At 60.5% G+C, this 21,776-nt stretch carries 24 protein-coding genes and 1 pseudogene; 16 read left to right on the forward strand and 9 right to left on the reverse strand.

Translation table 11 applies throughout. The features are described 5' to 3' along the window. Positions 1-80 precede the first annotated feature (80 nt). The 5 genes from ltnD (at position 81) to otnI (ending at position 5,493) form a co-directional block, all read left to right on the forward strand. Positions 81-986, forward strand: coding sequence for an L-threonate dehydrogenase (gene ltnD, locus ACZ9BB_RS08675; RefSeq protein WP_476213397.1), 906 nt, complete (start codon positions 81-83; stop codon positions 984-986). Between the two features lie 10 nt (positions 987-996). Beyond that, positions 997-2,295: a 3-oxo-tetronate kinase gene (gene otnK, locus ACZ9BB_RS08680; RefSeq protein ID WP_476213398.1), complete on the forward strand. Its 1,299-nt coding sequence runs from the start codon at positions 997-999 to the stop codon at positions 2,293-2,295. Next, a complete protein-coding gene (gene otnC / locus ACZ9BB_RS08685) occupies positions 2,292-2,930 on the forward strand; it encodes a 3-oxo-tetronate 4-phosphate decarboxylase (RefSeq protein ID WP_476213399.1) in 639 nt (212 codons plus the stop codon). Before otnK ends, otnC begins: the two co-directional genes overlap by 4 nt. Positions 2,931-3,132: 202 nt before the next feature. Then, positions 3,133-4,593: a GntT/GntP/DsdX family permease gene (locus ACZ9BB_RS08690; RefSeq protein ID WP_476213400.1), complete on the forward strand. Its 1,461-nt coding sequence runs from the start codon at positions 3,133-3,135 to the stop codon at positions 4,591-4,593. Positions 4,594-4,710: 117 nt separating this feature from the next. Continuing rightward, positions 4,711-5,493, forward strand: a complete 783-nt coding sequence (otnI, locus tag ACZ9BB_RS08695) for a 2-oxo-tetronate isomerase (protein ID WP_476213401.1) — start codon at positions 4,711-4,713, stop codon at positions 5,491-5,493. Positions 5,494-5,498: 5 nt separating this feature from the next. Here the strand turns inward: otnI and ACZ9BB_RS08700 are convergent, their stop codons facing one another. Continuing rightward, positions 5,499-6,317 (reverse strand): DeoR/GlpR family DNA-binding transcription regulator, encoded by an 819-nt coding sequence (locus tag ACZ9BB_RS08700; RefSeq protein ID WP_476213402.1) that lies wholly within the window; start codon positions 6,315-6,317, stop codon positions 5,499-5,501. A gap of 299 nt (positions 6,318-6,616) precedes the next feature. Here ACZ9BB_RS08700 and ACZ9BB_RS08705 point away from each other — a divergent pair, with 299 nt between their 5' ends. From ACZ9BB_RS08705 to ACZ9BB_RS08725, 5 genes and pseudogenes are all read left to right on the forward strand, one after another. Continuing rightward, complete coding sequence (locus ACZ9BB_RS08705; RefSeq protein WP_476213403.1) at positions 6,617-7,474, forward strand: sugar phosphate isomerase/epimerase family protein; 858 nt, start codon at positions 6,617-6,619, stop codon at positions 7,472-7,474. After that, positions 7,467-8,516 carry an isopenicillin N synthase family dioxygenase gene (locus ACZ9BB_RS08710; RefSeq protein ID WP_476213404.1) on the forward strand — a complete coding sequence of 350 codons (1,050 nt, stop codon included), beginning with the start codon at positions 7,467-7,469 and terminating at the stop codon, positions 8,514-8,516. The genes ACZ9BB_RS08705 and ACZ9BB_RS08710 overlap by 8 nt, the downstream gene beginning before the upstream one ends. Positions 8,517-8,542: 26 nt before the next feature. Further along, positions 8,543-9,340, forward strand: a complete 798-nt coding sequence (locus ACZ9BB_RS08715) for an ABC transporter substrate-binding protein (RefSeq protein WP_476218247.1) — start codon at positions 8,543-8,545, stop codon at positions 9,338-9,340. Positions 9,341-9,494: 154 nt separating this feature from the next. Beyond that, positions 9,495-9,983 (forward strand): annotated as a pseudogene (locus ACZ9BB_RS08720) (amino acid ABC transporter permease); the annotation flags it as partial. Then, complete coding sequence (locus tag ACZ9BB_RS08725; protein WP_476218249.1) at positions 9,963-10,925, forward strand: amino acid ABC transporter ATP-binding protein; 963 nt, start codon at positions 9,963-9,965, stop codon at positions 10,923-10,925. The pseudogene ACZ9BB_RS08720 and the gene ACZ9BB_RS08725, both read left to right, overlap by 21 nt. A 52-nt stretch (positions 10,926-10,977) precedes the next feature. Here the strand turns inward: ACZ9BB_RS08725 and ACZ9BB_RS08730 are convergent, their stop codons facing one another. The 6 genes from ACZ9BB_RS08730 to ACZ9BB_RS08755 form a co-directional block, all read right to left on the reverse strand. Continuing rightward, entirely contained in the window at positions 10,978-11,742 is a 765-nt protein-coding gene (locus tag ACZ9BB_RS08730; RefSeq protein ID WP_476213405.1) for a substrate-binding periplasmic protein, read from the reverse strand. Between the two features lie 375 nt (positions 11,743-12,117). Then, a complete protein-coding gene (locus tag ACZ9BB_RS08735; protein ID WP_476213406.1) occupies positions 12,118-13,341 on the reverse strand; it encodes a DUF3422 domain-containing protein in 1,224 nt (407 codons plus the stop codon). 148 nt (positions 13,342-13,489) lie between these two features. After that, positions 13,490-14,704 carry a pyridoxal phosphate-dependent aminotransferase gene (locus tag ACZ9BB_RS08740; protein WP_476213407.1) on the reverse strand — a complete coding sequence of 405 codons (1,215 nt, stop codon included), beginning with the start codon at positions 14,702-14,704 and terminating at the stop codon, positions 13,490-13,492. After that, positions 14,701-15,339 carry an RraA family protein gene (locus ACZ9BB_RS08745; protein ID WP_476213408.1) on the reverse strand — a complete coding sequence of 213 codons (639 nt, stop codon included), beginning with the start codon at positions 15,337-15,339 and terminating at the stop codon, positions 14,701-14,703. The genes ACZ9BB_RS08740 and ACZ9BB_RS08745 overlap by 4 nt, the downstream gene beginning before the upstream one ends. Further along, positions 15,339-16,001: an RraA family protein gene (locus tag ACZ9BB_RS08750; RefSeq protein ID WP_476213409.1), complete on the reverse strand. Its 663-nt coding sequence runs from the start codon at positions 15,999-16,001 to the stop codon at positions 15,339-15,341. The genes ACZ9BB_RS08745 and ACZ9BB_RS08750 overlap by 1 nt, the downstream gene beginning before the upstream one ends. Next, positions 15,998-16,666, reverse strand: a complete 669-nt coding sequence (locus tag ACZ9BB_RS08755) for an RraA family protein (protein WP_476213410.1) — start codon at positions 16,664-16,666, stop codon at positions 15,998-16,000. Before ACZ9BB_RS08755 ends, ACZ9BB_RS08750 begins: the two co-directional genes overlap by 4 nt. 105 nt (positions 16,667-16,771) lie before the next feature. Between ACZ9BB_RS08755 and ACZ9BB_RS08760 the strand changes: the two genes are divergently transcribed. From ACZ9BB_RS08760 to ACZ9BB_RS08775, 4 genes are all read left to right on the forward strand, one after another. Then, entirely contained in the window at positions 16,772-17,665 is an 894-nt protein-coding gene (locus ACZ9BB_RS08760) for a LysR family transcriptional regulator (RefSeq protein WP_476213411.1), read from the forward strand. A 203-nt stretch (positions 17,666-17,868) separates the two neighbouring features. Beyond that, positions 17,869-18,687, forward strand: coding sequence for an alpha/beta fold hydrolase (locus ACZ9BB_RS08765; RefSeq protein ID WP_476213412.1), 819 nt, complete (start codon positions 17,869-17,871; stop codon positions 18,685-18,687). A gap of 174 nt (positions 18,688-18,861) precedes the next feature. Beyond that, positions 18,862-19,749 carry a universal stress protein gene (locus ACZ9BB_RS08770; RefSeq protein WP_476213413.1) on the forward strand — a complete coding sequence of 296 codons (888 nt, stop codon included), beginning with the start codon at positions 18,862-18,864 and terminating at the stop codon, positions 19,747-19,749. Positions 19,750-19,830: 81 nt separating this feature from the next. After that, positions 19,831-20,529, forward strand: a complete 699-nt coding sequence (locus tag ACZ9BB_RS08775) for a phosphoribosyltransferase (RefSeq protein WP_476213414.1) — start codon at positions 19,831-19,833, stop codon at positions 20,527-20,529. A gap of 46 nt (positions 20,530-20,575) precedes the next feature. On the opposite strand, the gene ACZ9BB_RS08780 is transcribed toward ACZ9BB_RS08775, so the two are convergent. Further along, a complete protein-coding gene (locus ACZ9BB_RS08780) occupies positions 20,576-20,797 on the reverse strand; it encodes a hypothetical protein (RefSeq protein WP_476213415.1) in 222 nt (73 codons plus the stop codon). Positions 20,798-20,805: 8 nt separating this feature from the next. Further along, positions 20,806-21,123 (reverse strand): hypothetical protein, encoded by a 318-nt coding sequence (locus ACZ9BB_RS08785; RefSeq protein WP_476213416.1) that lies wholly within the window; start codon positions 21,121-21,123, stop codon positions 20,806-20,808. Between the two features lie 26 nt (positions 21,124-21,149). On the opposite strand from ACZ9BB_RS08785, the gene ACZ9BB_RS08790 reads away from it, so the two are divergent. Together ACZ9BB_RS08790 and ACZ9BB_RS08795 are read left to right on the forward strand one after the other, a co-directional pair. Beyond that, the gene (locus ACZ9BB_RS08790) at positions 21,150-21,428 is read left to right on the forward strand and encodes a hypothetical protein (protein WP_476213417.1); all 279 of its coding nucleotides are present in this window, start codon (positions 21,150-21,152) and stop codon (positions 21,426-21,428) included. Positions 21,429-21,439: 11 nt separating this feature from the next. Next, positions 21,440-21,769, forward strand: a complete 330-nt coding sequence (locus ACZ9BB_RS08795; RefSeq protein WP_476218251.1) for a hypothetical protein — start codon at positions 21,440-21,442, stop codon at positions 21,767-21,769. The last annotated feature ends 7 nt before the right edge of the window (positions 21,770-21,776 follow it).

Below are 21,776 nucleotides of genomic sequence, written 5' to 3' on the forward strand. Positions count from 1 at the left end.
CTGCTCAACCAGTGTCAAGCGATCGTGGCTGCCATTTTGCCGGGCGATCCATCCACCACTGCTTTCCTCAGGAGTACCCCATGAATAACAAGAATGTCGGTGTTGTCGGTCTGGGCGCGATGGGTCTGGGCATTGCCCGCTCGCTGCTGCGCAGCGGTTTCAATGTGCATGCCTGCGATGTACGCGCGGCAGTCACGGAGCAGTTTGCCGGCGAGGGGGGCGTGGCGTGTTCTTCGCCCGCACACATGGCCGCCGAGTGCGACGTGATCATCACGGTGGTAGTGAATGCCGAGCAGACCGAAACCGTATTGTTTGGTGAAGGCGGCGCTGTCGCTGCGCTGCGCCCTGGCAGCCTGGTGATCGGTTGCGCCACCGTGGCACCGACCTTCGCCGTGGAGCTGGGCCAGCGCCTGGCCGCACAAGGCTTGCTGTATCTGGATGCGCCGATTTCCGGTGGCGCGGCCAAGGCGGCTGCTGGTGAGATGACCATGATGACGTCGGGCCCGGCCGATGCTTACGCCAAGGCCGAAGCGGTGCTTGCAGGCATGGCCGGCAAGGTCTATCGCCTGGGCGACAGCCATGGCCTGGGTTCGAAGGTCAAGATCATCAACCAGTTGCTCGCCGGGGTGCACATCGCAGCCTCTGCCGAGGCCATGGCGCTGGGCCTGCGGGAAGGGGTCGATGCCGATGCGCTGTACGAGGTGATCACCCACAGCGCCGGTAACTCCTGGATGTTCGAAAACCGCGTGCCGCACATTCTCAAGGCCGATTACACGCCGTTGTCCGCGGTGGATATTTTCGTCAAGGACCTGGGCCTGGTACTGGATACCGCACGGGCCAGCAAATTTCCGCTGCCGCTGTCGGCTACCGCCCATCAAATGTTCATGCAGGCTTCCAGCGCCGGTTTCGGTCGTGAAGACGACTCGGCGGTGATCAAGATTTTCCCCGGCATCGAGTTGCCGACTGCCAAGACTGAGCCGGTTTGAGGAACGCCCAATGAACACAACCACTGCACGCCCGTTGCTGGGTTGCATCGCCGACGATTTCACCGGTGCCACGGACCTTGCCAACATGCTGGTACGCGGCGGTATGCGCACCGTGCAAAGCATCGGCATTCCGAGCAGCGAAGTGGCTGCCGGGCTCGACGCCGATGCGATCGTCATTGCCCTGAAGTCGCGCACCATTCCAGTCGCCGAAGCGGTCGAACAGTCCCTCGCGGCGCTGGCCTGGCTGCGTGAGCAAGGCTGCGAGCAGATCTTCTTCAAGTACTGCTCGACGTTCGATTCCACCGCGGCCGGCAATATCGGCCAGGTCAGCGAAGCACTGCTGGCGGCGCTGGGCGGCGACTTCACCCTGGCGTGCCCGGCGTTCCCGGAGAATGGCCGGACGATCTTTCGCGGTCACTTGTTCGTGCAGGATCAACTGCTCAGCGAGTCGGGCATGCAGCATCATCCACTGACGCCGATGACCGATGCCAACCTGGTTCGGGTGCTGCAATCGCAAACCAGCCTGAACGTCGGCCTGTTGCGCTACGACACCATTGCCCAAGGGGCCGAAAAGGTACGCGGGCGCATCGTCGAACTGCGGGCTCAAGGTGTCGGCATGGCGATTGCCGATGCCTTGTCGGACCAGGATCTGTACACCCTCGGCACCGCCTGCGCCGACCTGCCGTTGCTGACTGGCGGCTCGGGGCTGGCCCTGGGCTTGCCGGAAAACTTCCGTCGCGCCGGCAAGTTGCGCGACCTCGATGCCTCGAAACTCCCGGCGGTGTCCGGCGGTGAAGTGGTGTTGGCCGGTAGCGCTTCGATCGCGACCAATGGACAAGTGGCGGCCTGGCTCGAAGCCGGTCGGCCAGCGCTGCGGATTGATCCGCTGGCCCTGGCTGCCGGGGAACCGGTGGTCGCCCAGGCCCTGGCCTTCGCCAGGGACAATGCAGAAACCGTATTGATCTACGCCACCAGCTCACCGGATGAGGTCAAGGCAGTGCAACACAAACTGGGCGTCGAACAGGCTGGCAGTCTGGTGGAAAACGCGTTTGGCGAAATTGCCGAAGGTCTGCGCCAGAGTGGCGTGCGACGCTTCGTGATCGCCGGCGGTGAAACCTCGGGCGCCGTGGTTCAGGCACTGGGGGTGCAACTGCTGCAGATCGGCGCACAGATCGATCCGGGTGTGCCGGCAACGGTCAGCAGCACGGATGAGCCACTGGCCCTGGCGCTCAAATCGGGCAACTTCGGTGGTCGGGATTTCTTCAGCAAAGCGCTGAAGCAACTGGCTCAGGCAGGAGCTGCGCAATGAGCAACGAAAACGCCCTGCGCGAAGAAATCTGCGACGTTGGCCGCAGCCTTTATGAACGCGGTTACACCGTCGGCAGCGCCGGCAACATCAGCGCACGGCTGGACGACGGCTGGTTGATCACACCGACCGATGTCTGCCTCGGGCGCCTCGACCCGGCGACCATCGCCAAGGTCAATCTGGCCGGCGAATGGGTATCCGGTGACAAGCCTTCGAAAACCCTGGCCTTGCATCGCCAGGTCTACGACCGCAACCCGAGCGTCGGTGGCGTGGTGCATACCCATTCCACCCATCTGGTGGCGTTGACGCTGGCAGGCGTCTGGCGGCCGGACGACATCCTGCCGCCACTGACGCCGTATCAAGTGATGAAAGTCGGGCATATCCCATTGATTGGCTATCAGCGCCCCGGTTCGCCGAAGGTTGCCGAACAGGTCGCGCAGCTGGCCAACAGCGTTCGCGGCGTGATGCTCGAACGGCTGGGTCCGGTGGTCTGGGAGGGCTCGGTTTCCAGGGCCAGCTATGCCCTGGAAGAACTCGAGGAAACTGCGCGGCTGTGGCTGATGAGCAATCCCAGGCCCGAACCGCTCGATCAGGCAGCGCTGGACGAGCTGCGAGAAACCTTTGGCGCGCACTGGTAGAGCGCTGATCCCTTAACACAATAGATCACAGCAGATCGATAAAGCAGGCCCTGTTCGGTATACGCGCAGCGACGCCCAACGACCCCGGCTTGCCTGAAAATACAATAACAAGAGGACATCCAGGCATGACTCACCTTAACTGCGGCAGTTTCAGATCCGGTTGCGCAACCCTTGCGCTCACCCGGTGCGGAGGGCTGTTGAAATGAGCCCGTTAATCTTGATGGTTACAGCGGGGCTAGGGATCGCTCTGTTGTTGTTTCTGGTGCTCAAGTACAAGTTCCAGCCGTTTGTGGCCTTGATGCTGGTGAGCATTCTGGTGGCGCTGGTGGCCGGGGTGAAACCGGCCGATCTGGTCGCCACCATCGAAGGCGGCATGGGCAAGACCCTGGGCCATATCGCGATCATCATTGCCCTGGGCGCGATGATCGGGCGGATCATCGAACTCTCCGGCGGTGCCGAGGCGCTGGCCAAGACGCTGATTACCCGTTTCGGCAATCGACGCACGCCGCTGGCGCTGACGATTGCCGGTTTCATGGTCGGGGTGCCGGTGTTCTTCGAGGTCGGCGTGATCATCCTGATGCCGCTGGCTTATGGCGTCGCTCGCAGTGCGCGTAAGCCGCTGTTGGTGTTCGCGCTGCCGATGTGCGCTGCATTGTTGACCGTACATGCTTTCCTGCCACCCCATCCGGGTGCGGTAGCGGCCGCCAGCCAGTTGGGCGCCGACCTCGGTCGCGTGCTGATGTTCGGTCTGCCGATCACCGCGTTCCTTTGCTATGTCGGCTACCGTGTGGCCGGACGCATGACTCGTCGGGTGTACCCGATGACCGACGATATTCGTGCCGAAGTCTATGGCCCGCATGTCACCAACGAGGATCTGGCCGCCTGGTCCAATGGCAATGACAAGAGTACTGAGCGCGCGGCCGTGGCCGTGTCGCACATGGGTCTGGAAGAAGCCACCAGCAGCATCGTTTCCAAACTGCCGCCGGCACCGCCACCGGGTTTTGGCCTGATCGTCAGCCTGATTGTGTTGCCGATCATTCTGATTCTGCTGGGGACGCTGTCCACCTCGCTGCTGCCTGCCGACTCGGTCCTGCGCGGCATCATGACCGTGCTCGGCGCGCCGCTGGTGGCGCTGCTGATCGATACCTTGCTGTGTGCCTGGTTGCTGGGTTCGCGTCGGGGCTGGAGCCGTACTCAGGTGTCCGACGTGATCGGCTCGGCCTTGCCTGGCGTGGCCATGGTGATTCTGATTGCCGGTGCCGGCGGTGTGTTCGGCAAGGTGCTGGTGGATACCGGAATCGGCGCGGTGGTCTCCGATATGCTGCGTACCACCGGTCTGCCGGTACTCGCCCTGGGCTTTCTGCTGACCATGTTGTTGCGTGCGGTGCAGGGCTCGACCACGGTGGCGCTGGTGACCACCGCCGGCATCATCAGCCCATTGATCGCGACCCTCAATCTCACGGCAAACCACATGGCACTGTTGTGCCTGGCCATGGGCGGTGGCGGGTTGGCCATGTCCCATATCAATGATGCCGGTTACTGGATCTTCACCAAACTCTCCGGGCTGAACGTTGCCGATGGCTTGCGCACCTGGACGGTGTTGACCACCTTGCTCGGCACGTTGGGTTTCGGTATTACCTTGCTGATCTGGCCGTTTGTCTAACGAAAATCGTCGACGCGATCGAACACCTGTAGGAGCACGGCTTGCCGGCGAAGGCGTCCTTGAGAGCGCCTTCGCCGGCAAGCCTGGCTCCTACAAAAAACAGATATAGGAGTTACCATGCCTCGTTTTGCTGCCAACCTCAGCATGCTCTATCCGGAACATGAGTTTCTGGATCGTTTCGCCGCCGCTGCCGCCGATGGTTTCGAAGCGGTGGAGTACCTGTTTCCCTATGACTACACCGCGCAGGAACTCAAGCAGCGCTTGAGTGACAACGGCCTGGTGCAGGCACTGTTCAACGCACCTCCCGGCGATTGGGCCGCGGGCGAGCGGGGCACGGTGTCGTTGCCAGGCCGGGAGAATGAATTTCGTAGCGGTTTTGATCGCGCGCTGGAATACGCCGCGGTGCTGGGCAACACGCGCATCCATGTGATGGCCGGGTTGCTGCCCTCGGAAAATGATCGCCCACGCCATCACGGTGTGTACCTGGAGAACCTGGCTTACGCCACCGCGCAGGCAGCCAAGGCCGGGATCACGGTGCTGCTGGAACCGATCAATACGCGGGACATGCCGGGCTTTTTCCTCAATCGCCAGGACCAGGCCCAGGCCATCTGCAAGGAAGTGGGCGCCAGTAACCTGAAGGTTCAGTTCGACTGTTACCACTGCCAGATCGTCGAAGGTGACCTGGCCACTAAACTGCGTCGGGACTTCGACGGAATCGGTCATATCCAGATCGCCGGCGTGCCGGATCGACACGAGCCGGACCAGGGAGAAGTCAACTATCCCTATCTGTTCGAATTGATTGACCAGTTGGGTTATGACGGCTGGGTAGGGTGCGAGTACCGGCCCCGTGGCAACACGTCGGCCGGCTTGCAGTGGTTGCGTGACTGGGAGGCGCGCTAAACGCCTTACACGTTGTTATCGCCGGGCAACAGCAGTTCCACACCCTGCTTGCGGATGCTATCGGCCGCGGCAGGGGTCAGCGCATCGTCGCTGAGGATAATGTCGAACTGCTCGAGCCCGGCGATTCTGTACATGCTGAACGTGCCGTACTTCGAACTGCTGGCCACCAGCACCACTTGCGAGGCCGATTGCATCGCGACCTGCTTGACCTCCACCTTCAGCGCCGAAGGTGTGGTAAGGCCGCGAAGCAAATCCCACGAACTGGTGGAGATGAAGGCAATATCGGTGACGATCTGCCGCAAAGTGGCCACCGCCAGACCGCCCACGCACGATTGATTGGAGTGATCCAATTGCCCACCGGTGTGAATCACCGTGACCTGAGGCGCATCGATCAGCGCCTGGACAATCCCGAAATCGTTGGTCACCACGGTCATGCCCGACAATGCCTTGATGTACGGGACGATCTCCAGCGTGCTCGTTCCCGCATCCAGATAAACCGTCATATCGGCATGCAGTAGCCGCGCGGCCAGCTTGGCCATCGCCTGCTTCTGCGGCAACTCGACCACCGCCTTGAACTGATGGCTCGGTTCGCTGTGCAGCTGGCTGGCGATTCGCACGCCACCGGTTACCGAGTAGGCACGACCTTCCTGTTCCAGCAGCGCGATATCGCGGCGGATGGTCATGTGCGAACAGTCGAACATTTCCATCAGTTGATGAACGCTCAGCACCTGATGCTTACGCAACTGGCGCAGCATCAATTCACGGCGCTGTTCTGGAATCATCGGTGCACCGCTTTCGGCGGCGATGTCCTTTTGACTAGGCATTCGGGCTCCAGAATGAAGAAATCCGCAAACAAGGAAAGCGGGGCAAACATAGTAGCGAATCTACGCTGAAGGGACGAGGTGTTGCGCATCACTGTTCCCACGAGGAAACTCGCCAGCGTTAGTTCATGAATTTCTGAACTAACTATTTGCTGCAGCCTATTCAATCGTTTGTCGCCGTAGCCTTAGGATTCGTCACACGGGACCGCAGCCATCAGAGCAGCGGCCCGCAGCAACTTCTTTCGACTGCCCAGTAACGCCAGCCCAGACAGCGGGCGGCCTGACGCAGCCGAGAGGAATGCATGAAGCTAGAAATTTTCCGCACGTTATGGGGCTATACCGCCAGCAAGGCTCAGGCCCTGGATGAACTGCTCGCCGCCGGCTTCGATGGCCTCGAAGCACGCCTGCCGCTGCAGGCCGATGAGCGTGGCGAGTTCGGCGCTTTCCTGCGCAGCAATCAGGTTCCCTATATCTGCACGCTGTTCAGTGCTTACGATGTATTGCCCGACCAGAACGCCACACCCGCCCAACACTTGGCCGACATTGATCGCAAGCTGGGGTGGGCCACGGAGCTGACCCCACGTTTCGTCAATCTGCTGGCAGGCAACGACCGCTGGCCGCAGGCCTTGCAGGTCGAGTTCTTCGGCCAGGCCATGGAACTGGCCGCCAGGCATGGGGTGCTCTGCAGTTTCGAGACTCATCGCGCCCGTTCCCTATACAGCCCTTGGGTGACCCTGGAACTGATTCGCCAACTGCCGGGACTGCGTTTCACCAGTGACATCAGTCATTGGGTGGTGTGCTGTGAGCGATTGCTGGACGACCCGGCCGACGATCTTTCGACCTTCGTCGAGCGTGTGCATCACATTCAGGCCCGGGTCGGCTATGACCAGGGCCCGCAAGTCCCCCATCCCGCCGCTCCGGAATATGCCCGTGAACTGGCGTTTCATCAGCGCCACTGGGAGGCCATCTGGACCTCTCAGCTTCAGCGCGGCTATTCGGTCAGCACCCTGACGCCGGAGTTCGGTGCCGACGGTTATCTGCATCACTTGCCCTTCACCAACATGCCGGTGGCCGACCTCTGGACCTTGAACCAGTGGATGGCCCGCACCGAGCGCGAACACTTCGACCGTTTCACCCGTGAAGGGACCCGCCATGAGTAATACTTCGTCAACCCAGGCCAACTTCAACAGCATCCCGGTGGTGAGCATCGCCGGACTCTTCAGTATCGAGCTGGAGCACCGCCTGGCAGTGGCCGAGCAACTGGGCCGCGCCGCCAGCGATGTGGGCTTTTTGTACATCACCGGGCATGGCATCGATCCGGCGCTGATCGAGGGCCTGCGCCAGGCGGCCAGGGACTATTTTGCGCAGCCGCTGGAAGCCAAGATGCGCCACTACATCGGCGCCTCGCAAAGCCATAAAGGTTTCGTGCCCGAAGGTGAGGAGGTGTATTCCAAGGGCAAGCCGGATCATAAAGAGGCCTTCGACATCGGCTTCGAAGTGTCAGTGGATGACCCTCTGTTCCTCAACCGTACGCCGCTGCTGGGGCCGAACCACTGGCCCGACGTGCCGGGCTTTCAGGGCGCGGTACAAAACTACTATCAGGCGGTGTTCTCTCTAGGCCGCCGGCTGTTCGATGGCTTCGCCTTGGCCCTGGGGCTGAAGGAGGGCTACTTCGATGCGCTGGTGACTCGCCCGCCCTCCAAGCTGCGACTGATCCATTACCCCTTCGACGCCGAAGCCGTGGATGCCCCGGGCATTGGCGCACATACCGACTACGAGTGCTTCACCATCCTGCACGCCGATCAACCGGGGCTGGAGGTGCTCAATGATCAGGGACAGTGGGTCGACGCACCGCCAATGCCCGGTGCGTTCGTGGTGAACATCGGTGACATGCTGGAAGTCATGACCGCAGGGGCCTTTGTCGCCACTGCCCACCGGGTGCGCAAGGTCGCTCAGGAGCGCTACAGCTTCCCGCTGTTCTACGCCTGCGACTATCACACGCTGATCAAACCGCTGCCGGCTTTCGCCAAGGATGCCGGGGATTACGAGGCGCTGGCGATTGGCGAGCACATGTGGAGCCAAGCGCTGCAGACCTACCAGTACCTGCGCAAACGCGTGGAAAACGGCGAGCTTGAGCTTCCGTCCCGGGCTCGAAAGCCATCGAGCTTCGGTCGCCTGAAGAACACCACCACTCATTCCTAAAAAAACAACCAACGGAGCTTCCCATGATGAAAACCCCCTACAGCCTGACCCGACTGAGTCTGCTCGCCGCTGGCCTGTTCTGCGCCAGTACCGCCTTCGCCAGCACCGCGACCCCTGGTGTGTTGAAGGTCGGTATGGAAATCACCTACCCGCCGTTCGAGTCCTACGACGCTGACAAGAATGTGGTCGGCTCCGACCCTGAGTTGGCCCACTCCCTGGCCAAGGCGATGAACGTCAAGGCTAACTTCGTCGATACCAAGTTTCCCAATCTGATCAACGGCCTCAACGCCGGGCATTACGACGCGATCATTTCCGGCATGTACATCACTCCCGAACGCCAGCTCCAGGCCCGCACCATCGCCTATGCCAACACCGGCGCCGCGATCATGGTGCCCAAGGGCAGTGAGTTGACCCCGCAGGTTCCTGAAGACTTGTGCGGCCTGAAGATCGGCCTGGAGCAGGGCACCACTTGGGTCGCCAAGTTCAACCAGTTGTCCAGCGACTACTGCGTGCCGAACAACAAAGGCGCCATCACCGTCAACGAATACCCCTCGGCTCCCGAAGTGACGCAGGCGCTGCTCTCGAAGAACATTCAGGCGCAGGTGGAAATCGCCGGTGCCGCGCACATGATCGCCCAGCGCACCAACGGGCGGGTCGTGGTCAGTTCGCAGAAGCTGGTTTATCCGCAGACCTTGGGCATCTACGTGAAGAAAGACGCCGACGCTACCTATCAGGCGCTGGTCAAGGCGCTGGCCGACAGTAAAGCCAACGGTGAGTACGCCACCATTCTCAAAAAATATGATCTGGAACCGGTCTCCGAGTAATGGCTGAAACCGCGCCCTCGGTCGAGGGCGCGGCACGCACGAGGTGTCTATGCAATTCGACTGGTCTTATTTTATTTCGCTGTTCTCCAAGACTGACTTCTGGGCGGCGAGCCTGACCGTCATCGAACTGAGTGCCCTGGCCTGGTTCCTGGGGATGTTGCTGGGCTTTGTTCTGGCATCGGCCAAGTTGTCCAGCTTGCCCTGGCTACGCATGCCGGCGTCACTCTACATCTGGTTCTTTCGCAGCATTCCGCTGCTGGTGCTGGTGGTCTTCATCTACAACCTGCCGCAGTTGCTGCCCGGTGCCGGGCCGGTGCTGTCGGTACCGTTCTATTGCGGCCTGTTGGCGCTGGTGGTCACTGAGGCCGCCTACATGGCTGAAATTCATCGTGGCGGATTGATCTCGGTCGCCAAGGGTCAGAAGGAAGCCGGCCGTGCTCTGGGTATCGGCCTGTTCGGCCTGCAACGGTTGATTGTGATTCCCCAGGCGTTTCGTATCTCACTGCCGACCTTGATCAACGAATACATCACAGTGGTCAAACTGACCTCGTTGATCTCTGTGATTTCACTGACCGAACTGTTGACCGTCGGCCAGCGCCTGTATGCCCAGAACTTCCTGGTGATGGAAACCCTGGCGGCCGTGGGCGTGTACTACGTGCTGATCGTCACTGTGTTCGGCTTCGCCCTGCAACGGCTGGAGCGCTACCTGGACCTCAACCTGCGGACACCGCAAACCCTCGATAACGCCTCGGCAAAAGTGCTGCGTGACAGTCTGGCGCCTGTCGCAACGAGCACGCTCAAACCCCCGGCCAAAGGCGCCGCCCCGGCCCTGCAACTGCAGGGCGTGCACAAACGCTACGGCGATCATCATGTGCTCAAGGGCATCGACCTGAAGGTACAAAGTGGCCAGGTGATCTCTATCATCGGCCCGTCGGGCTCCGGCAAAACCTCGCTGATTCGTACGGTCAATGGCCTGGAGCGCATCGATCAAGGTGAAATCCTGTTGTTCGGGGAGAGCTTCATCAATGCCGAGGACAAACCGGATGGTCGTCGGGTTCGTCAGGGCGTACGGCGCATCGGCATGGTGTTCCAGAACTTCAACCTGTTCCCTCACCGGACACTGCTGGACAACATCAGCCTCGCTCCCCGTTATCATGGCGTCAGCCGCGCACTGAGCGAACAACGCGCCTGTCAGTTGCTCGACAAGGTTGGCTTGCTGGCCCACGTCCACAAATATCCGCATCAACTGTCTGGAGGCCAGCAACAGCGCGTGGCTATTGCCCGGGCCATGGCCATGGACCCGGACATTCTGTTATTCGACGAACCCACCTCGGCGCTGGATCCGGAACTGGTCGGCGAGGTACTCACGGTTATCAGCAATCTGGCCCGGGAAGGCATGACCCTGCTGATTGTCACTCACGAGATGGACTTTGCGCTGTCGATCTCTGACCGGGTGATCTTCATGGAAAATGGCCACATTCAGCTGGATGCCTCGCCACAGGCGATCCGCGAGGAGCCTGTGGCTCATAGAGTGCGGCGGTTCATGGGGTTGCAGGAGCCAGCGGAGGAGGGATGCCTGTCTTGAATGGGTTTAGCCGCCCTGGCAATACGCAGACTTGGCGGTGTTGTCGGTTCCGTTATTGCGACAAATAGCTCTGTTGTATACGCGCCAGGGTGCCGTCATCACGAAGCTTTTCAACTGCCTTGCGCAGGTCTTGCACCAGTTGAGCGGAGCAAAGCCTGGAGCAAGCCAGATAGAGCTCCGTGCTGCTCATGACGGGGCTCATGGACAGCTTGCGTTCAGACATTTTCGGCCAGATGTATTGACTCTCGGGAACACCGTTGAACCAGGCGTCAATGCGACCTTTCAAGAGCATCTGCGCGGGGTTGTCGCCAATGGTCAGGGGGAAGATCTGTTCGTCGCTGAAGCCTTGTGCACGCAGGATTTCCTCCTGCGCACTGCCTAGGCCGACGCCGATCACCCGGTAGGTTTTTTTCGCTTGCGCAAAGCTGCTTACTGGCCGGTCGAGGCTGAAAAAGGCGCGCTCCATGGGCATGATCGACGCGATCCAGGTGAAGTGATCTTCGCGTTCAGGCGTGCGAGACAAGGGGGCTATCAGAAGATCCTGCTTCTCGCTGACGTATTTTTGCGCTCTGGCCCAGGGAAGCCTATGGACATGAGCGACATATCCAGCGTTGGCAATGGCCGTCAGGACGGCTTCTCCGACCATTCCGTGGCCTATGGAGCCATCGACAAACGTCAGTGGCGGAGCGTCCGGGATATACAGTTCGAGCGGCAAGGGGGCGCCACACGCGTTATAGGCGATCAGCAGTGATCCCGACAGAAAAAATCTGCAAAGTGCTTTTGCGTAGGCACTTAATACCCATGAGCTTGCGCTCATGGTTGATAGTTCAGGCATTGAACGTAGAAGGGCGCCACAAGTCACCAGTGGTGTTGATCACAGCGATGATGAGTCTGCTGAGCGTTGTTAGTTATTGAATCCGGTATCGACACGGCATTCTACGCAAACTTGAGGTCAGGACACATCATCCCCCGAGGTGACAGCGTCATGGCTGGTCGCCCGGCAAAATCGATAAACCAGATCAACACTTCTTCAAGGCCGCACCAGCCTGCGCACCAATGGCCATGCCGGCTCGCACACTACCGGTGAGTGTCACCGCTGCGATGCGTGGATCGGCGATCGCCGTGGGCTGGTGTAAAAACGCCACTCGATCGAGTGGCGTTATTTTTCAGAATCCGATCATGGGGCTGTGTATCAATGCTCTTTGGCTTTTCTGATCCGGATCAAAATAAACAGCAGGATGGCGAGCGCGAGGGGCGTCATGGCCAGCATGGCGTCTTTCGCGGAAATATCCGCGCCCATCAGATGCAATCCCGAGTAGAACAGCTTGAGCAGGTTCAACAGGTAGTAGGTGATGGCAATAATCGACAAGCCTTCGACGGCGCGCTGGATTTTGATTTGGGTGTCTGCGCGAGCGCTGAGGCTCTTGAGGATTTCCGAGTTCTGTTCCTCCATCTCGACTTGCACACGCGCCTGCAAAAGGTCGCCCAGATTGGCCACGCTCTTTGCCAGTTGTTCCAGGCGTTGTTCGGTGACCGCGCAGTACCTGACGGTGGGTTTAAAGCGTCGCTCGATGAAGATACCCAGTCGCTGGCAATCACCCACGTGGCTTTCACGGAGTTCGCTCAACCGCTCGAAAACCAGCTGGGCATAGGCTTGGGTGGCGCTGAAGCGATGGCGGGTTTTTGCCGTGCTGCTGACCACTTGCGCTGACAGGTTGGCGATGTCGGTGAGCAATGCCTTCGCGTTGCCGGTATCGGGCCCGGCGTTACGTTCCGAGAGGTTTACCAGGGTCTTGTCGAAGATATTGAGCTGAGTGCTCAAGGCTTTCGCAGTGACGAGTGAAAGCGAAGCCATCATTCGGTAGGTTTCGATTTCGAGCAGGCGGCGGATCATCCGTCCCTGGCGATAGGCATTCAGGCGTTTGTTCACGAAGAGAAAGCGATTGGTACCGTCCTCGCTCAGGCGAAAATCGCTCCAGACCGTCGCATCGCCCCCGCCTATGCAAGAGCCGCTAGGGTCTTTGAATCCATAAGCAGACAGATCGCCGGTAAAAGACGCGTCGTCGCGTACCACAATCTGCACAGCGTTGATCACGTGCTGCATGAAAGGTTCGACCCGGTCCACCAAGGCTTTGGGTGGTGGGCTCCAGCAAGGCTCGTGACTGGCGCAGGGAACCACCAGCGTCAGGGTCAGGAACTCCGCGTGCCGCTCCCACTTCAAGGCATGGCCCTCTAGCTCGGTGATGCCCTGGGCCGCTTCCGGGTCGACGGGGCCGGGGCAGCAGCGACTCAGCAGGGCGTCGCATTGCCCGTCGTTAGCCAGAAACGCCAGATGGAACACATGGGCGGGCTCGTCGAAATACAGCGAAGGGCGCGCGTGCAGCTCGTTATGCAGGGGCAGTCTTTGCGGGTGCATGCTATTGAGGCCATATTGGAGTTGTTTGTTCTTGGGACTGGGTAACGAATTCCCAAGTCACAAACAACTCCGGGCGATCGCCCGATGCCGGTCAGCCAGCCACGAAACCTGTGGGGCGGCTTGCGTTAACTGACCGCTCACGTACTCCTTAACGCAACGCCGTACAGAACGCCCGAATCGCCTCGCAAGCCTGGCGCAATGAAGCGTCGTCCAGGGCGTAGGCAATACGAATGTACGGGCCAAGGCCGAACGCACTGCCATGCACCACGGCCACATCCGCTTCGTCGAGCAGCGCATGGGCGACATCTTCGTCGGTGTGCAGCACGCGACCTCCCGGTGAGGTGCGGCCGATCAGCCCCGCACAGGAAGCGAACGCGTAGAACGCGCCTGCCGGGCTGACGCATTCCAGCCCCGGCGTGTCGTTCAGCAGTGCCACCATCAAATCGCGACGGCCCTGGAACGCGGCACGGCTTTGGTGGATGAAGTCTTTCGGCCCCTCCAGCGCGGCGAGTGCGGCTTGCTGCGAGACAGAACTCGCCCCCGAGGTCTGCTGGCCTTGCAGTTTTTCCATGGCCTCCAGCAACCAGCGCGGCCCGGTGGCAAAACCGATGCGCCAGCCGGTCATGGCGTAGGCCTTGGAGACACCGTTCATGGTCAGGGTTCGCGGTGCCAGTCGTGGTTCCACCTGGGCCAGGGTATGGAACGCTTGATCGTCGAAGATCAGGTGTTCATAGATATCGTCGGCCAGAATCAGCACGTGGGGATGATCCAGCAACACCGCCGCCAGGGCACGAAGTTCAGCCTCGCTGTACACCGCGCCGGTCGGATTGGACGGCGAGTTGAGGATCAACCAACGGGTCTGCGGAGTGATCGCGGCGGTCAGTGCCGCGGGCGTCATCTTGAAACCGGTATCGGCATCGCAGGTGACGATCCGCGCTTCACCGCCGCACAGTTGCACCATCTCCGGGTAACTGACCCAGTACGGCGCCGGCACGATGACCTGGTCGCCCTCGTTGAGGGTTGCGGCCAGGGCGTTGTAGATCACCTGTTTGCCACCGTTGCAGACGAGGGTGTCTTGCCAGGTGACGTCCAGGCCGTTTTCACGGCGGAACTTGGCGGCCACCGCTTCACGCAATGAGCGTACACCGGCGACCTGGGTGTAGCGGGTATGGCCGTGCTCAATGGCATGGATGGCCGCCTCACGCACATGCTTGGGTGTATCGAAATCGGGCTCGCCGGCACACAGCGAAATGATCTTCGCGCCTTGTGCCCGACGCTCCGCCACCCGATCGATGATCCGGTAAGTTGCCGATGGCTGTGCGCTGGCCAGGCGTTGGTTCAGCCGTTGGATATCGACGCTCATGCGCGGGTTCTCCACTCAGTCAGGTTCATCAGTTCCAGGGTCGAGCGGCCTTCGGTCAGCGCCTGCATCATCTGCGCTTCCTTGTTCGCGCGTGCCTCGCCTTCGGCCAGGGTACGTGCGGCATCGGCCTTGGGGATGATGATCACGCCGTCATCGTCAGCCACCACCAGATCCCCCGGTGCCACGAATGCGCCGTTGAAATTGAACGGTTGTCCCACCGACGGGGCGCTGGCCTTGACCGTGCCCTTGACCGAGATACCCCGGGCAAATACCGGGAACTGGCGTTTCTTCAACGCGGCGATATCGCGTACGCCGCCATCGATCACCAGACCGACCACGCCCGCCGCTTCGGCCGCCACGGTAAGTACCTCGCCCCAGTAACCGGCGATGAAGCCACCCGTGCCCACGACCAGTACGCTGCCACGGGGCACGCGCTCCATGGCCAGGTGCAAGGCCAGGTTGTCGCCCGGTGAACATTCCAACGGGTAGGCGGGGGCGGCGATGAAGGCGCCGTCCCAGATCGGGCGGATCGCACTGTCGACCGCGCAAGGCAGATGGGACGCTTCATACAGCGTCGAACTGCCCAGCGCTTTTGCCCGCGCGCGAAAATCCAGGGGGAAGGGGATCGTGGTCATCAGACTTTCCTCTGCAAGCTGTGGTAACCCAGTGCGGCGCGGGCTTCTTTCAGGGTTTTGCCTTGAGCAATCAGGGCGCGGATGTCGGCTTCGACCGATTCGATCTGACGGGCACACGCCGCCACTTCAGCGGCGCGGGCACGGGGGACGATCACTACGCCATTGGCGTCGGCGATCACGATGTCACGGGAGCAGACCCGCGCTGTGCCGATCGACACCGGCTGGTTGACCGACTGAACCTGCACCCGGTCTTTGCCGGTGCGCATGAAGCGGCCTTTGCTGAAGATCGGGTAACCATCGCCCAGGGCTTTGTTGACATCACGGCACACGCCGTCGATGACCGTGGCGGCGATCTGTCGAGTGCCGGCGTACTGGGTCATGATGTCGCCCCAGACCGTGCAGTCGGTGCGCCCGCCATTGTCGATGACCACTACGTCACCGGGCGCGACGTCATCGATGAAATCGCCCACGGTGCCTGGCGGGACGCTGGCCGAGACGTACTGCACGGTGAACGCCGGCCCGACGACGACTTGGCGGTAATCGTCCAGCGGCGCCACGCCGAGGCATTGCCCGGGCAGGCCGAGTTTGTCCAGGGCATCGGAGACGCCCGGGGTGTCCAGGCCTTTAAACAAGGCAACCAATGTTTGATCTTCAAGATTCATCGGGCGTGCTCCACGTGGATCGCTTCAAACTGGGTGTCGTGCATCACCTCGGCCACCGAGCGACCGCTGCGCACCGCCTCGACCATGCCATCCTGGCGACGGGCGATGCGTTCGCCGAGGTCGATCACTTTCTCGATATAGGCCTGGGGGATGAACACGGTTCCGCAAGAGTCGGCGATCACAAAGTCATCCTCGCTGACGTCGACACCGGCCACTTTGATGGTCACCGCCGCATCGATCTGCACCACCCGGTTGCGCGCACTGATCATGGTCACGCCTCGGCCGTAAACCGGGTAATCGATCGCTTCGCTGCCGTCGATGTCGCGACTGAACCCGTCAATCACCGTGCCGCGCACCTGCTTGCCGGCCGCCGCGTTGGCGAGAATGTCGCCCCAGCAGGAGATGCCTTCGATACCGCCGGCGATCACCAGTACGCGATCATCACTGTCGATCTGTTCGACCACCGGGGTAATCAGGTGCACAGTCGGGACGTTGTCGGCCTTGGGCGCCAGCAACACGGTACTGGCGCGGCCGACGATCTTCGGGCAGTTCCATAGCGGGCGCAGCCCTACCGTGGCGCCCGGCAGGCCGAGGAAGTCGAGTGCGTCGGAAACCGTGTTGGTGTCCAGCGCCGCCAAGCGATCCAGCAAATTCAAATGGGTCATGAGGTAGCCCCTGTGGTGACGGAGGCGCCCAGTGTCGGCGAGACAATTTGATAGGTATATTACTAATCACAGAAGCGTTACATACGTTAAACCTATGGATTAGCCATGATCAATTTCCGTCTGATTCGTCACCTCTGGTTGTTTCTGGCGGTGGCTGAAGAACAGAATTTCGGCCGCGCCGCCAAGCGCCTGGGAATGTCCCAGCCACCGTTGAGCGAGCAGATTCAAGTGCTGGAGCAGGCACTCAAGGTCACGCTGTTCGAGCGTTCGCGACGGGGGGCGAAACTGACCCCCGTGGGCGCGGCGATTCTGCCGGCCGTGCGCAAGTTCGCCGAGCAACTGGAACGCCTGGAGCTGGCCGTGGAAGAGGCGGTGGCGGGGCAGTCGGGGATGCTGACCATCGGTGCGATTTCCACGGCGATGTTCGATGTGTTGCCCGGGTTGATCGAGCAACTGAAGCTCGATTACCCGCACCTCACCGTGTCGGTGCGGGAAATCGACAGCGTCGAAGCCTTGCCGGCGCTGGAGGCCGGGGACATCGACCTGGCCTTCGCCCGCCTCGACGGTGACCTGGGGGCCTCGATCAAGTCGCTGCCGCTGACCGAAGATCGTCTGGTCGTAGCCCTGCCCAACGATCATCCCTTGGCTTCGCGCAAGCGCATCAGCCTGTCGAGTCTGGCCACCGAGCCCCTGGTGATGTTTTCCCGAAAGGTCAGCCCGGTGTACTTCGACAATTTGATCGCGACCTGCCGTGCCAGCGGTTTTTCCCCGCGCGTGCTGCATGAAGTGCGCTCTGTCGCTTCGCAGATCGCTTTCGTCAGTTGCGGGCAAGGCATCGCACTGGTGCCGGCGTCGCTGAAAAAACTGGCACCCGATAACGTGGTGCTGCGCCCCCTGAGCCAGCCGCTTAATGTGGTGACCACCGCGGTGGCCTGGAATGCGGATCGGCCCAACCCGCTGGTGGAGGAGGTGGTTGCCCGGTTCCAGAAAAGAGTTTGATAGGTTTGACCTATGACAGTATTCCCGAATGAGGAATTTACAGAAGGCCCAATCCCCGCGAAATTGACGACTTTGCTGCTGGCAGCAAAGTCGGCCCGACAGTCAATGCCAGTCAGTTAAGCAATTTGTAGCGGAAAATATTTACGGCTTAACTGACTGATATTAGGCCCGGCGGTCACCTTTTCGCTCAAGGAATCCATCACGTGCCCTCACCAGAAACCTTCACTCACGCGCACATCCCTCTGACAGTGGAGGGTGTGCGGCTGAACATCGCCACCCTTCACCGCGATGGTGTGCTGGCGCCGATCGTGTTCCTGCATGGGTTTGGCTCGACCAAGGAAGACTATGCCGACATCGCGCAGCAGGCCGCTTTCGCCGGTCATCCTTTCATCGCTTATGACGCACCGGGTTGTGGAGAGAGCCAGTGCAGTGACCTTTCCCGGATCTCCATCCCGTTTCTACTGAAGACCGCATTGCAGGTGCTGGAGCATTTCGGTATCGAGCGTTTTCATCTGGTGGGGCATTCAATGGGCGGACTGACTGCATTGATGCTGGCTCATCAATCTCCGGACCGGGTGCTCAGTTTCGTCGACATCGAGGGCAATATCGCCCCGGAAGACTGCTTCCTCAGCCGGCAGATCGTCGATTACCCGGCTGACGATCCCGAAGTGTTTTTCGCCGCCTTCATCGAGCGGGCCAGGCACGCCCCGGCCTACGCCAGTGCGCTCTATGCTGCCAGTTTGAGACACAAGGTTCGCGCGGCAGCGGTGCGCGGGATTTTCCAGTCGATGGTCGATCTTTCCGACAACGCCGACCTGATGAGCAAGTTCCTCGGCCTGCCGTGCCCGCGCATGTTCATGTACGGCGAGCAGAACGCCTCACTCTCCTATCTGCCGCATATTCAGGCCCAAGGGGTGCGACTGGCGCCCATCGCCGATTGCGGGCATTTCCCCATGTATTCCAACCCTATCGCGATGTGGCAACAGATCGCCGACTTCCAGGCGAACAGCCATCGCGGATGAGTCCTGCGTGCGATGGACAGCACCGTTGTGAACTATTCTTTTCAAGTGGCACCTTCAATGTCTCCTGCAGGGAATTGATATAAATCAAGGCCCAAGAGACTTTAAGGGGGAGTCTGGGCTAACGCCGGACGCTTGATCCGGTGAAGACGACGGTCAACCTGTCTGGAGTGGATCATGAGCCAGTATCAACGGTTACTACTGATCATCAACCCGGTCCTGCGCCATTCTCCTGCGATAAACCATGCCGCCGCGCTGGCCAAGGCCAGCGCCGCAAGCTTGCATATTGCCGCCTTGATCCCCTCGTTGGACATTCTGTCATTGCTTGAAGAAGGTGACCGGAAAAAGGCTCGGGCGAGCTACTTGCAGGAGCACCACGACTGGCTCATGGACCAGGCGAAAAAGATGCAGGGCAGGGGGATCGAGGTGACAATCGAAGTCGCCTGGGCCGAAGACATGCGACGCGAGATCCTTGACCATGTCACGCAGATGCAACCCGATCTGTTGATCAAGCAAGTGCAGTATGAGCCAGGGTTCAAGCGCGCGTTCTTCACGCCGCTGGATTGGCGTTTGTTGCGTCATTGTCCGGTCCCGGTTTATCTGGTGGGTGCCGAAGGCCATGCCTTGCCGCAGAAGGTCCTGGCCGCGGTCGATGTTGCAGATACCGAGCCTTCGAACAGCGAACTCAATGACCGGATCATCCTGCAGGCTTCCAGCCTCGCGCTGCAGTGCAATGCCGAGTTGCACCTGCTGCATGCCTGTGACATTTCGGCCGCTTTTCTGGCCGACATCGGTGACGGTCTGACGCTCGCCAGGCTTACCCGGGAGCTGCGCAGCGACCTGGAGACGTCTTTTCTCAAGCTGGCCGGTCGGTTCGGCGTGCCCCCTGAGTGTCGGCATTTCATCATGGGGCATCCGGTCTCGACGTTGAGTGAGTTCGCCCATAAGCATCAAATGGACGTGATCGTGATGGGCAGGGCTCAGTACCGCGGCCTGGAGAGGCTCCTGGGCAGCACCACGGAACATATTCTGTATCAGGTGCCTTGCAGCATTCTGGCGGTTTAAGGGCGGGCCCCCTTACTGGCAGGGTGCCCGTCGTGAAACGAACGCCCGTTTTTGGGGCTCCCGCCCCAGGGAGGTTTTCAAATGACCAGTCCTTCTTTGCAAACCATCTTGCATGACCGGGTGGATGCCGGCCGCAGCCTGGTGGAGCCGTTGCTTAAATACGCTAAAAGAGCCGATGTCATCGTTCTTGCCTTACCCCGTGGCGGTGTGCCGGTCGCCTATGAAGTGGCCATCGCCCTGGACGTTCGCCTGGACCTGATGCTGGTCCGCAAACTGGGGGTGCCGTCCCATCAGGAGTTCGCCATGGGGGCCATCGCCAACGGCGGCATAAAAATCGTCAATGACGATGCGCTGCGGGCTAACGGGATTGATCAACGCACGCTCGATGGGGTGATTGCTCGGGAAACCCAGGAGTTGTTGCGTCGCGAACTGGTGTACCGGGCCTCGCGCGCGCCGGTGGTGCTCAAGGATCAGGTGGTGATATTGATCGATGACGGCCTGGCGACCGGCGCGACGATGATGGCTGCGATTCAGGCCACGCGCCTGCAAGCACCCTCGCGCATCGTCGTGGCGGTGCCGGTGGCACCGCTTGAGACGGCAGAGGCGTTGCGTGACGAAGTGGACGAGCTGATTTGCCCGCTTATCCCTGATTGGCTGATATCGATCGGCCATTGGTACTCGGATTTTTCCCAGACGTCGGATGAAGAAGTCATCGATCTTTTGCATCGGGCCTGGCAACGGGAATCCCGTGCGGACACTGCACACAGTCCCCAGGCTTGAAGTGTGCCGTGGAGGTTGCCTGGCGTGGAGGTGGCCACGTCAGGCTTCAGGTGATTCTGACGTTCACGAATTGCCACGGATCGGATTCATTGGTCTGCTCGGGCATCAGTGAGTGACGTCCGCAAAGTGGTGTCCAGTCGCTATAGATGCCTTCTACCTTTCCCAGGTAGGGCGTGCAGATCTGCAAAATCTCGCGGAAGGGCAGTTCATCTGGTTCGACGATGCCCCGTTGCGGATTGCGAATCGCCCAGATCACCCCGGCCAGCACGCCCGCCGTCACTTGCAGGCTGGTCGCGCTGTTATAGGGACACAGTGCCCGGGCTTGATGGATCGATAAGCGCGAGCCATACCAATAGCTGTTTCTGGCATGCCCATCAATAGCACGCCGAGTTCGTCATTGCCGTCGAGAATGTCGTCATGGAGCAGGCGCTCGCTTGTCTGGGGTTTCCAGTTGCGCTCGGCGAGTTCATGCATCGAGAGCAGGGCATCGTCACAGGGGCGATAGGCGTAGTGGACGGTCGGTCGGTAGAGCGGCTGCCTGCCTTGGCCAATGGTCAGGTAGTCGGCAATCGACAGGGCTTCGTTGTGGGTCACGAGCAGCCCATGGGGCGGCCCCTGACATGCTCCAGGTCGGCCATTGGTTGCCTCCTGCGCCTGCCAGCGCGTTCGCCGTAAATGGCTTGGCGATAACCACGACATTCTTAACGAGACTCCAGCGCCCCCCTAAAGCTCAAAAAATTTTGGGATACATCAAGGAAGATTTGCTGCGTCCATCGACGGGGCAAAATCAGTCAGGCAATGGCTCGTTCAACACCGAAAAAAACCATGGGAATGAGGCAAACTGCTGGCCCACAGATCTGCGCTTCGTTGTCAAACTTGCTTTCTTTTCAGAAGGTTAGGCATGGGCGATATGCGGACTTTGGTATGGATGGCTGCAGTGTTTGTCCTGGCGGCTCTTTCGCTTGGGGCTCAGGCAAAGGAATTGAGCAAGAACTCTCGCTTTGTCTGCAGCTGGGGCTCGGACATAGCCGCAGGCGCGCAAGCATCGAAACTTTCCGGGTTCACGCTTTACGGCGCACGCAAGCAGTTGCAATCGCGAAAATTTCCCCGGCCGTGGATGCGCATGACGGCCATGGGAATCACCGAACAAACCTACAACAGCGCTTCGCGCCTCAAGCCTTCCGACATCAAGCAAACGTATTACGAGCAGTGCATCCGGCATGAGTTGGCGCAACGCTAGCGCGGCC

Source organism: Pseudomonas sp. TE3552, from assembly GCF_056278945.1.

What these genes read in the sequence shown, in the direction of transcription:
- ltnD (WP_476213397.1), top strand. Translation starts at nt 81, where the DNA reads ATGAATAACAAGAATGTCGGTGTTGTCGGTCTGGGCGCGATGGGTCTG.
- otnK (WP_476213398.1), top strand. Translation starts at nt 997, where the DNA reads ATGAACACAACCACTGCACGCCCGTTGCTGGGTTGCATCGCCGACGAT.
- otnC (WP_476213399.1), top strand. Translation starts at nt 2,292, where the DNA reads ATGAGCAACGAAAACGCCCTGCGCGAAGAAATCTGCGACGTTGGCCGC.
- ACZ9BB_RS08690 (WP_476213400.1), top strand. Translation starts at nt 3,133, where the DNA reads ATGAGCCCGTTAATCTTGATGGTTACAGCGGGGCTAGGGATCGCTCTG.
- otnI (WP_476213401.1), top strand. Translation starts at nt 4,711, where the DNA reads ATGCCTCGTTTTGCTGCCAACCTCAGCATGCTCTATCCGGAACATGAG.
- ACZ9BB_RS08700 (WP_476213402.1), bottom strand. Translation starts at nt 6,317, where the DNA reads ATGCCTAGTCAAAAGGACATCGCCGCCGAAAGCGGTGCACCGATGATT.
- ACZ9BB_RS08705 (WP_476213403.1), top strand. Translation starts at nt 6,617, where the DNA reads ATGAAGCTAGAAATTTTCCGCACGTTATGGGGCTATACCGCCAGCAAG.
- ACZ9BB_RS08710 (WP_476213404.1), top strand. Translation starts at nt 7,467, where the DNA reads ATGAGTAATACTTCGTCAACCCAGGCCAACTTCAACAGCATCCCGGTG.
- ACZ9BB_RS08715 (WP_476218247.1), top strand. Translation starts at nt 8,543, where the DNA reads ATGAAAACCCCCTACAGCCTGACCCGACTGAGTCTGCTCGCCGCTGGC.
- ACZ9BB_RS08725 (WP_476218249.1), top strand. Translation starts at nt 9,963, where the DNA reads ATGGAAACCCTGGCGGCCGTGGGCGTGTACTACGTGCTGATCGTCACT.
- ACZ9BB_RS08730 (WP_476213405.1), bottom strand. Translation starts at nt 11,742, where the DNA reads ATGAGCGCAAGCTCATGGGTATTAAGTGCCTACGCAAAAGCACTTTGC.
- ACZ9BB_RS08735 (WP_476213406.1), bottom strand. Translation starts at nt 13,341, where the DNA reads ATGCACCCGCAAAGACTGCCCCTGCATAACGAGCTGCACGCGCGCCCT.
- ACZ9BB_RS08740 (WP_476213407.1), bottom strand. Translation starts at nt 14,704, where the DNA reads ATGAGCGTCGATATCCAACGGCTGAACCAACGCCTGGCCAGCGCACAG.
- ACZ9BB_RS08745 (WP_476213408.1), bottom strand. Translation starts at nt 15,339, where the DNA reads ATGACCACGATCCCCTTCCCCCTGGATTTTCGCGCGCGGGCAAAAGCG.
- ACZ9BB_RS08750 (WP_476213409.1), bottom strand. Translation starts at nt 16,001, where the DNA reads ATGAATCTTGAAGATCAAACATTGGTTGCCTTGTTTAAAGGCCTGGAC.
- ACZ9BB_RS08755 (WP_476213410.1), bottom strand. Translation starts at nt 16,666, where the DNA reads ATGACCCATTTGAATTTGCTGGATCGCTTGGCGGCGCTGGACACCAAC.
- ACZ9BB_RS08760 (WP_476213411.1), top strand. Translation starts at nt 16,772, where the DNA reads ATGATCAATTTCCGTCTGATTCGTCACCTCTGGTTGTTTCTGGCGGTG.
- ACZ9BB_RS08770 (WP_476213413.1), top strand. Translation starts at nt 18,862, where the DNA reads ATGAGCCAGTATCAACGGTTACTACTGATCATCAACCCGGTCCTGCGC.
- ACZ9BB_RS08775 (WP_476213414.1), top strand. Translation starts at nt 19,831, where the DNA reads ATGACCAGTCCTTCTTTGCAAACCATCTTGCATGACCGGGTGGATGCC.
- ACZ9BB_RS08790 (WP_476213417.1), top strand. Translation starts at nt 21,150, where the DNA reads ATGCTCCAGGTCGGCCATTGGTTGCCTCCTGCGCCTGCCAGCGCGTTC.
- ACZ9BB_RS08795 (WP_476218251.1), top strand. Translation starts at nt 21,440, where the DNA reads ATGCGGACTTTGGTATGGATGGCTGCAGTGTTTGTCCTGGCGGCTCTT.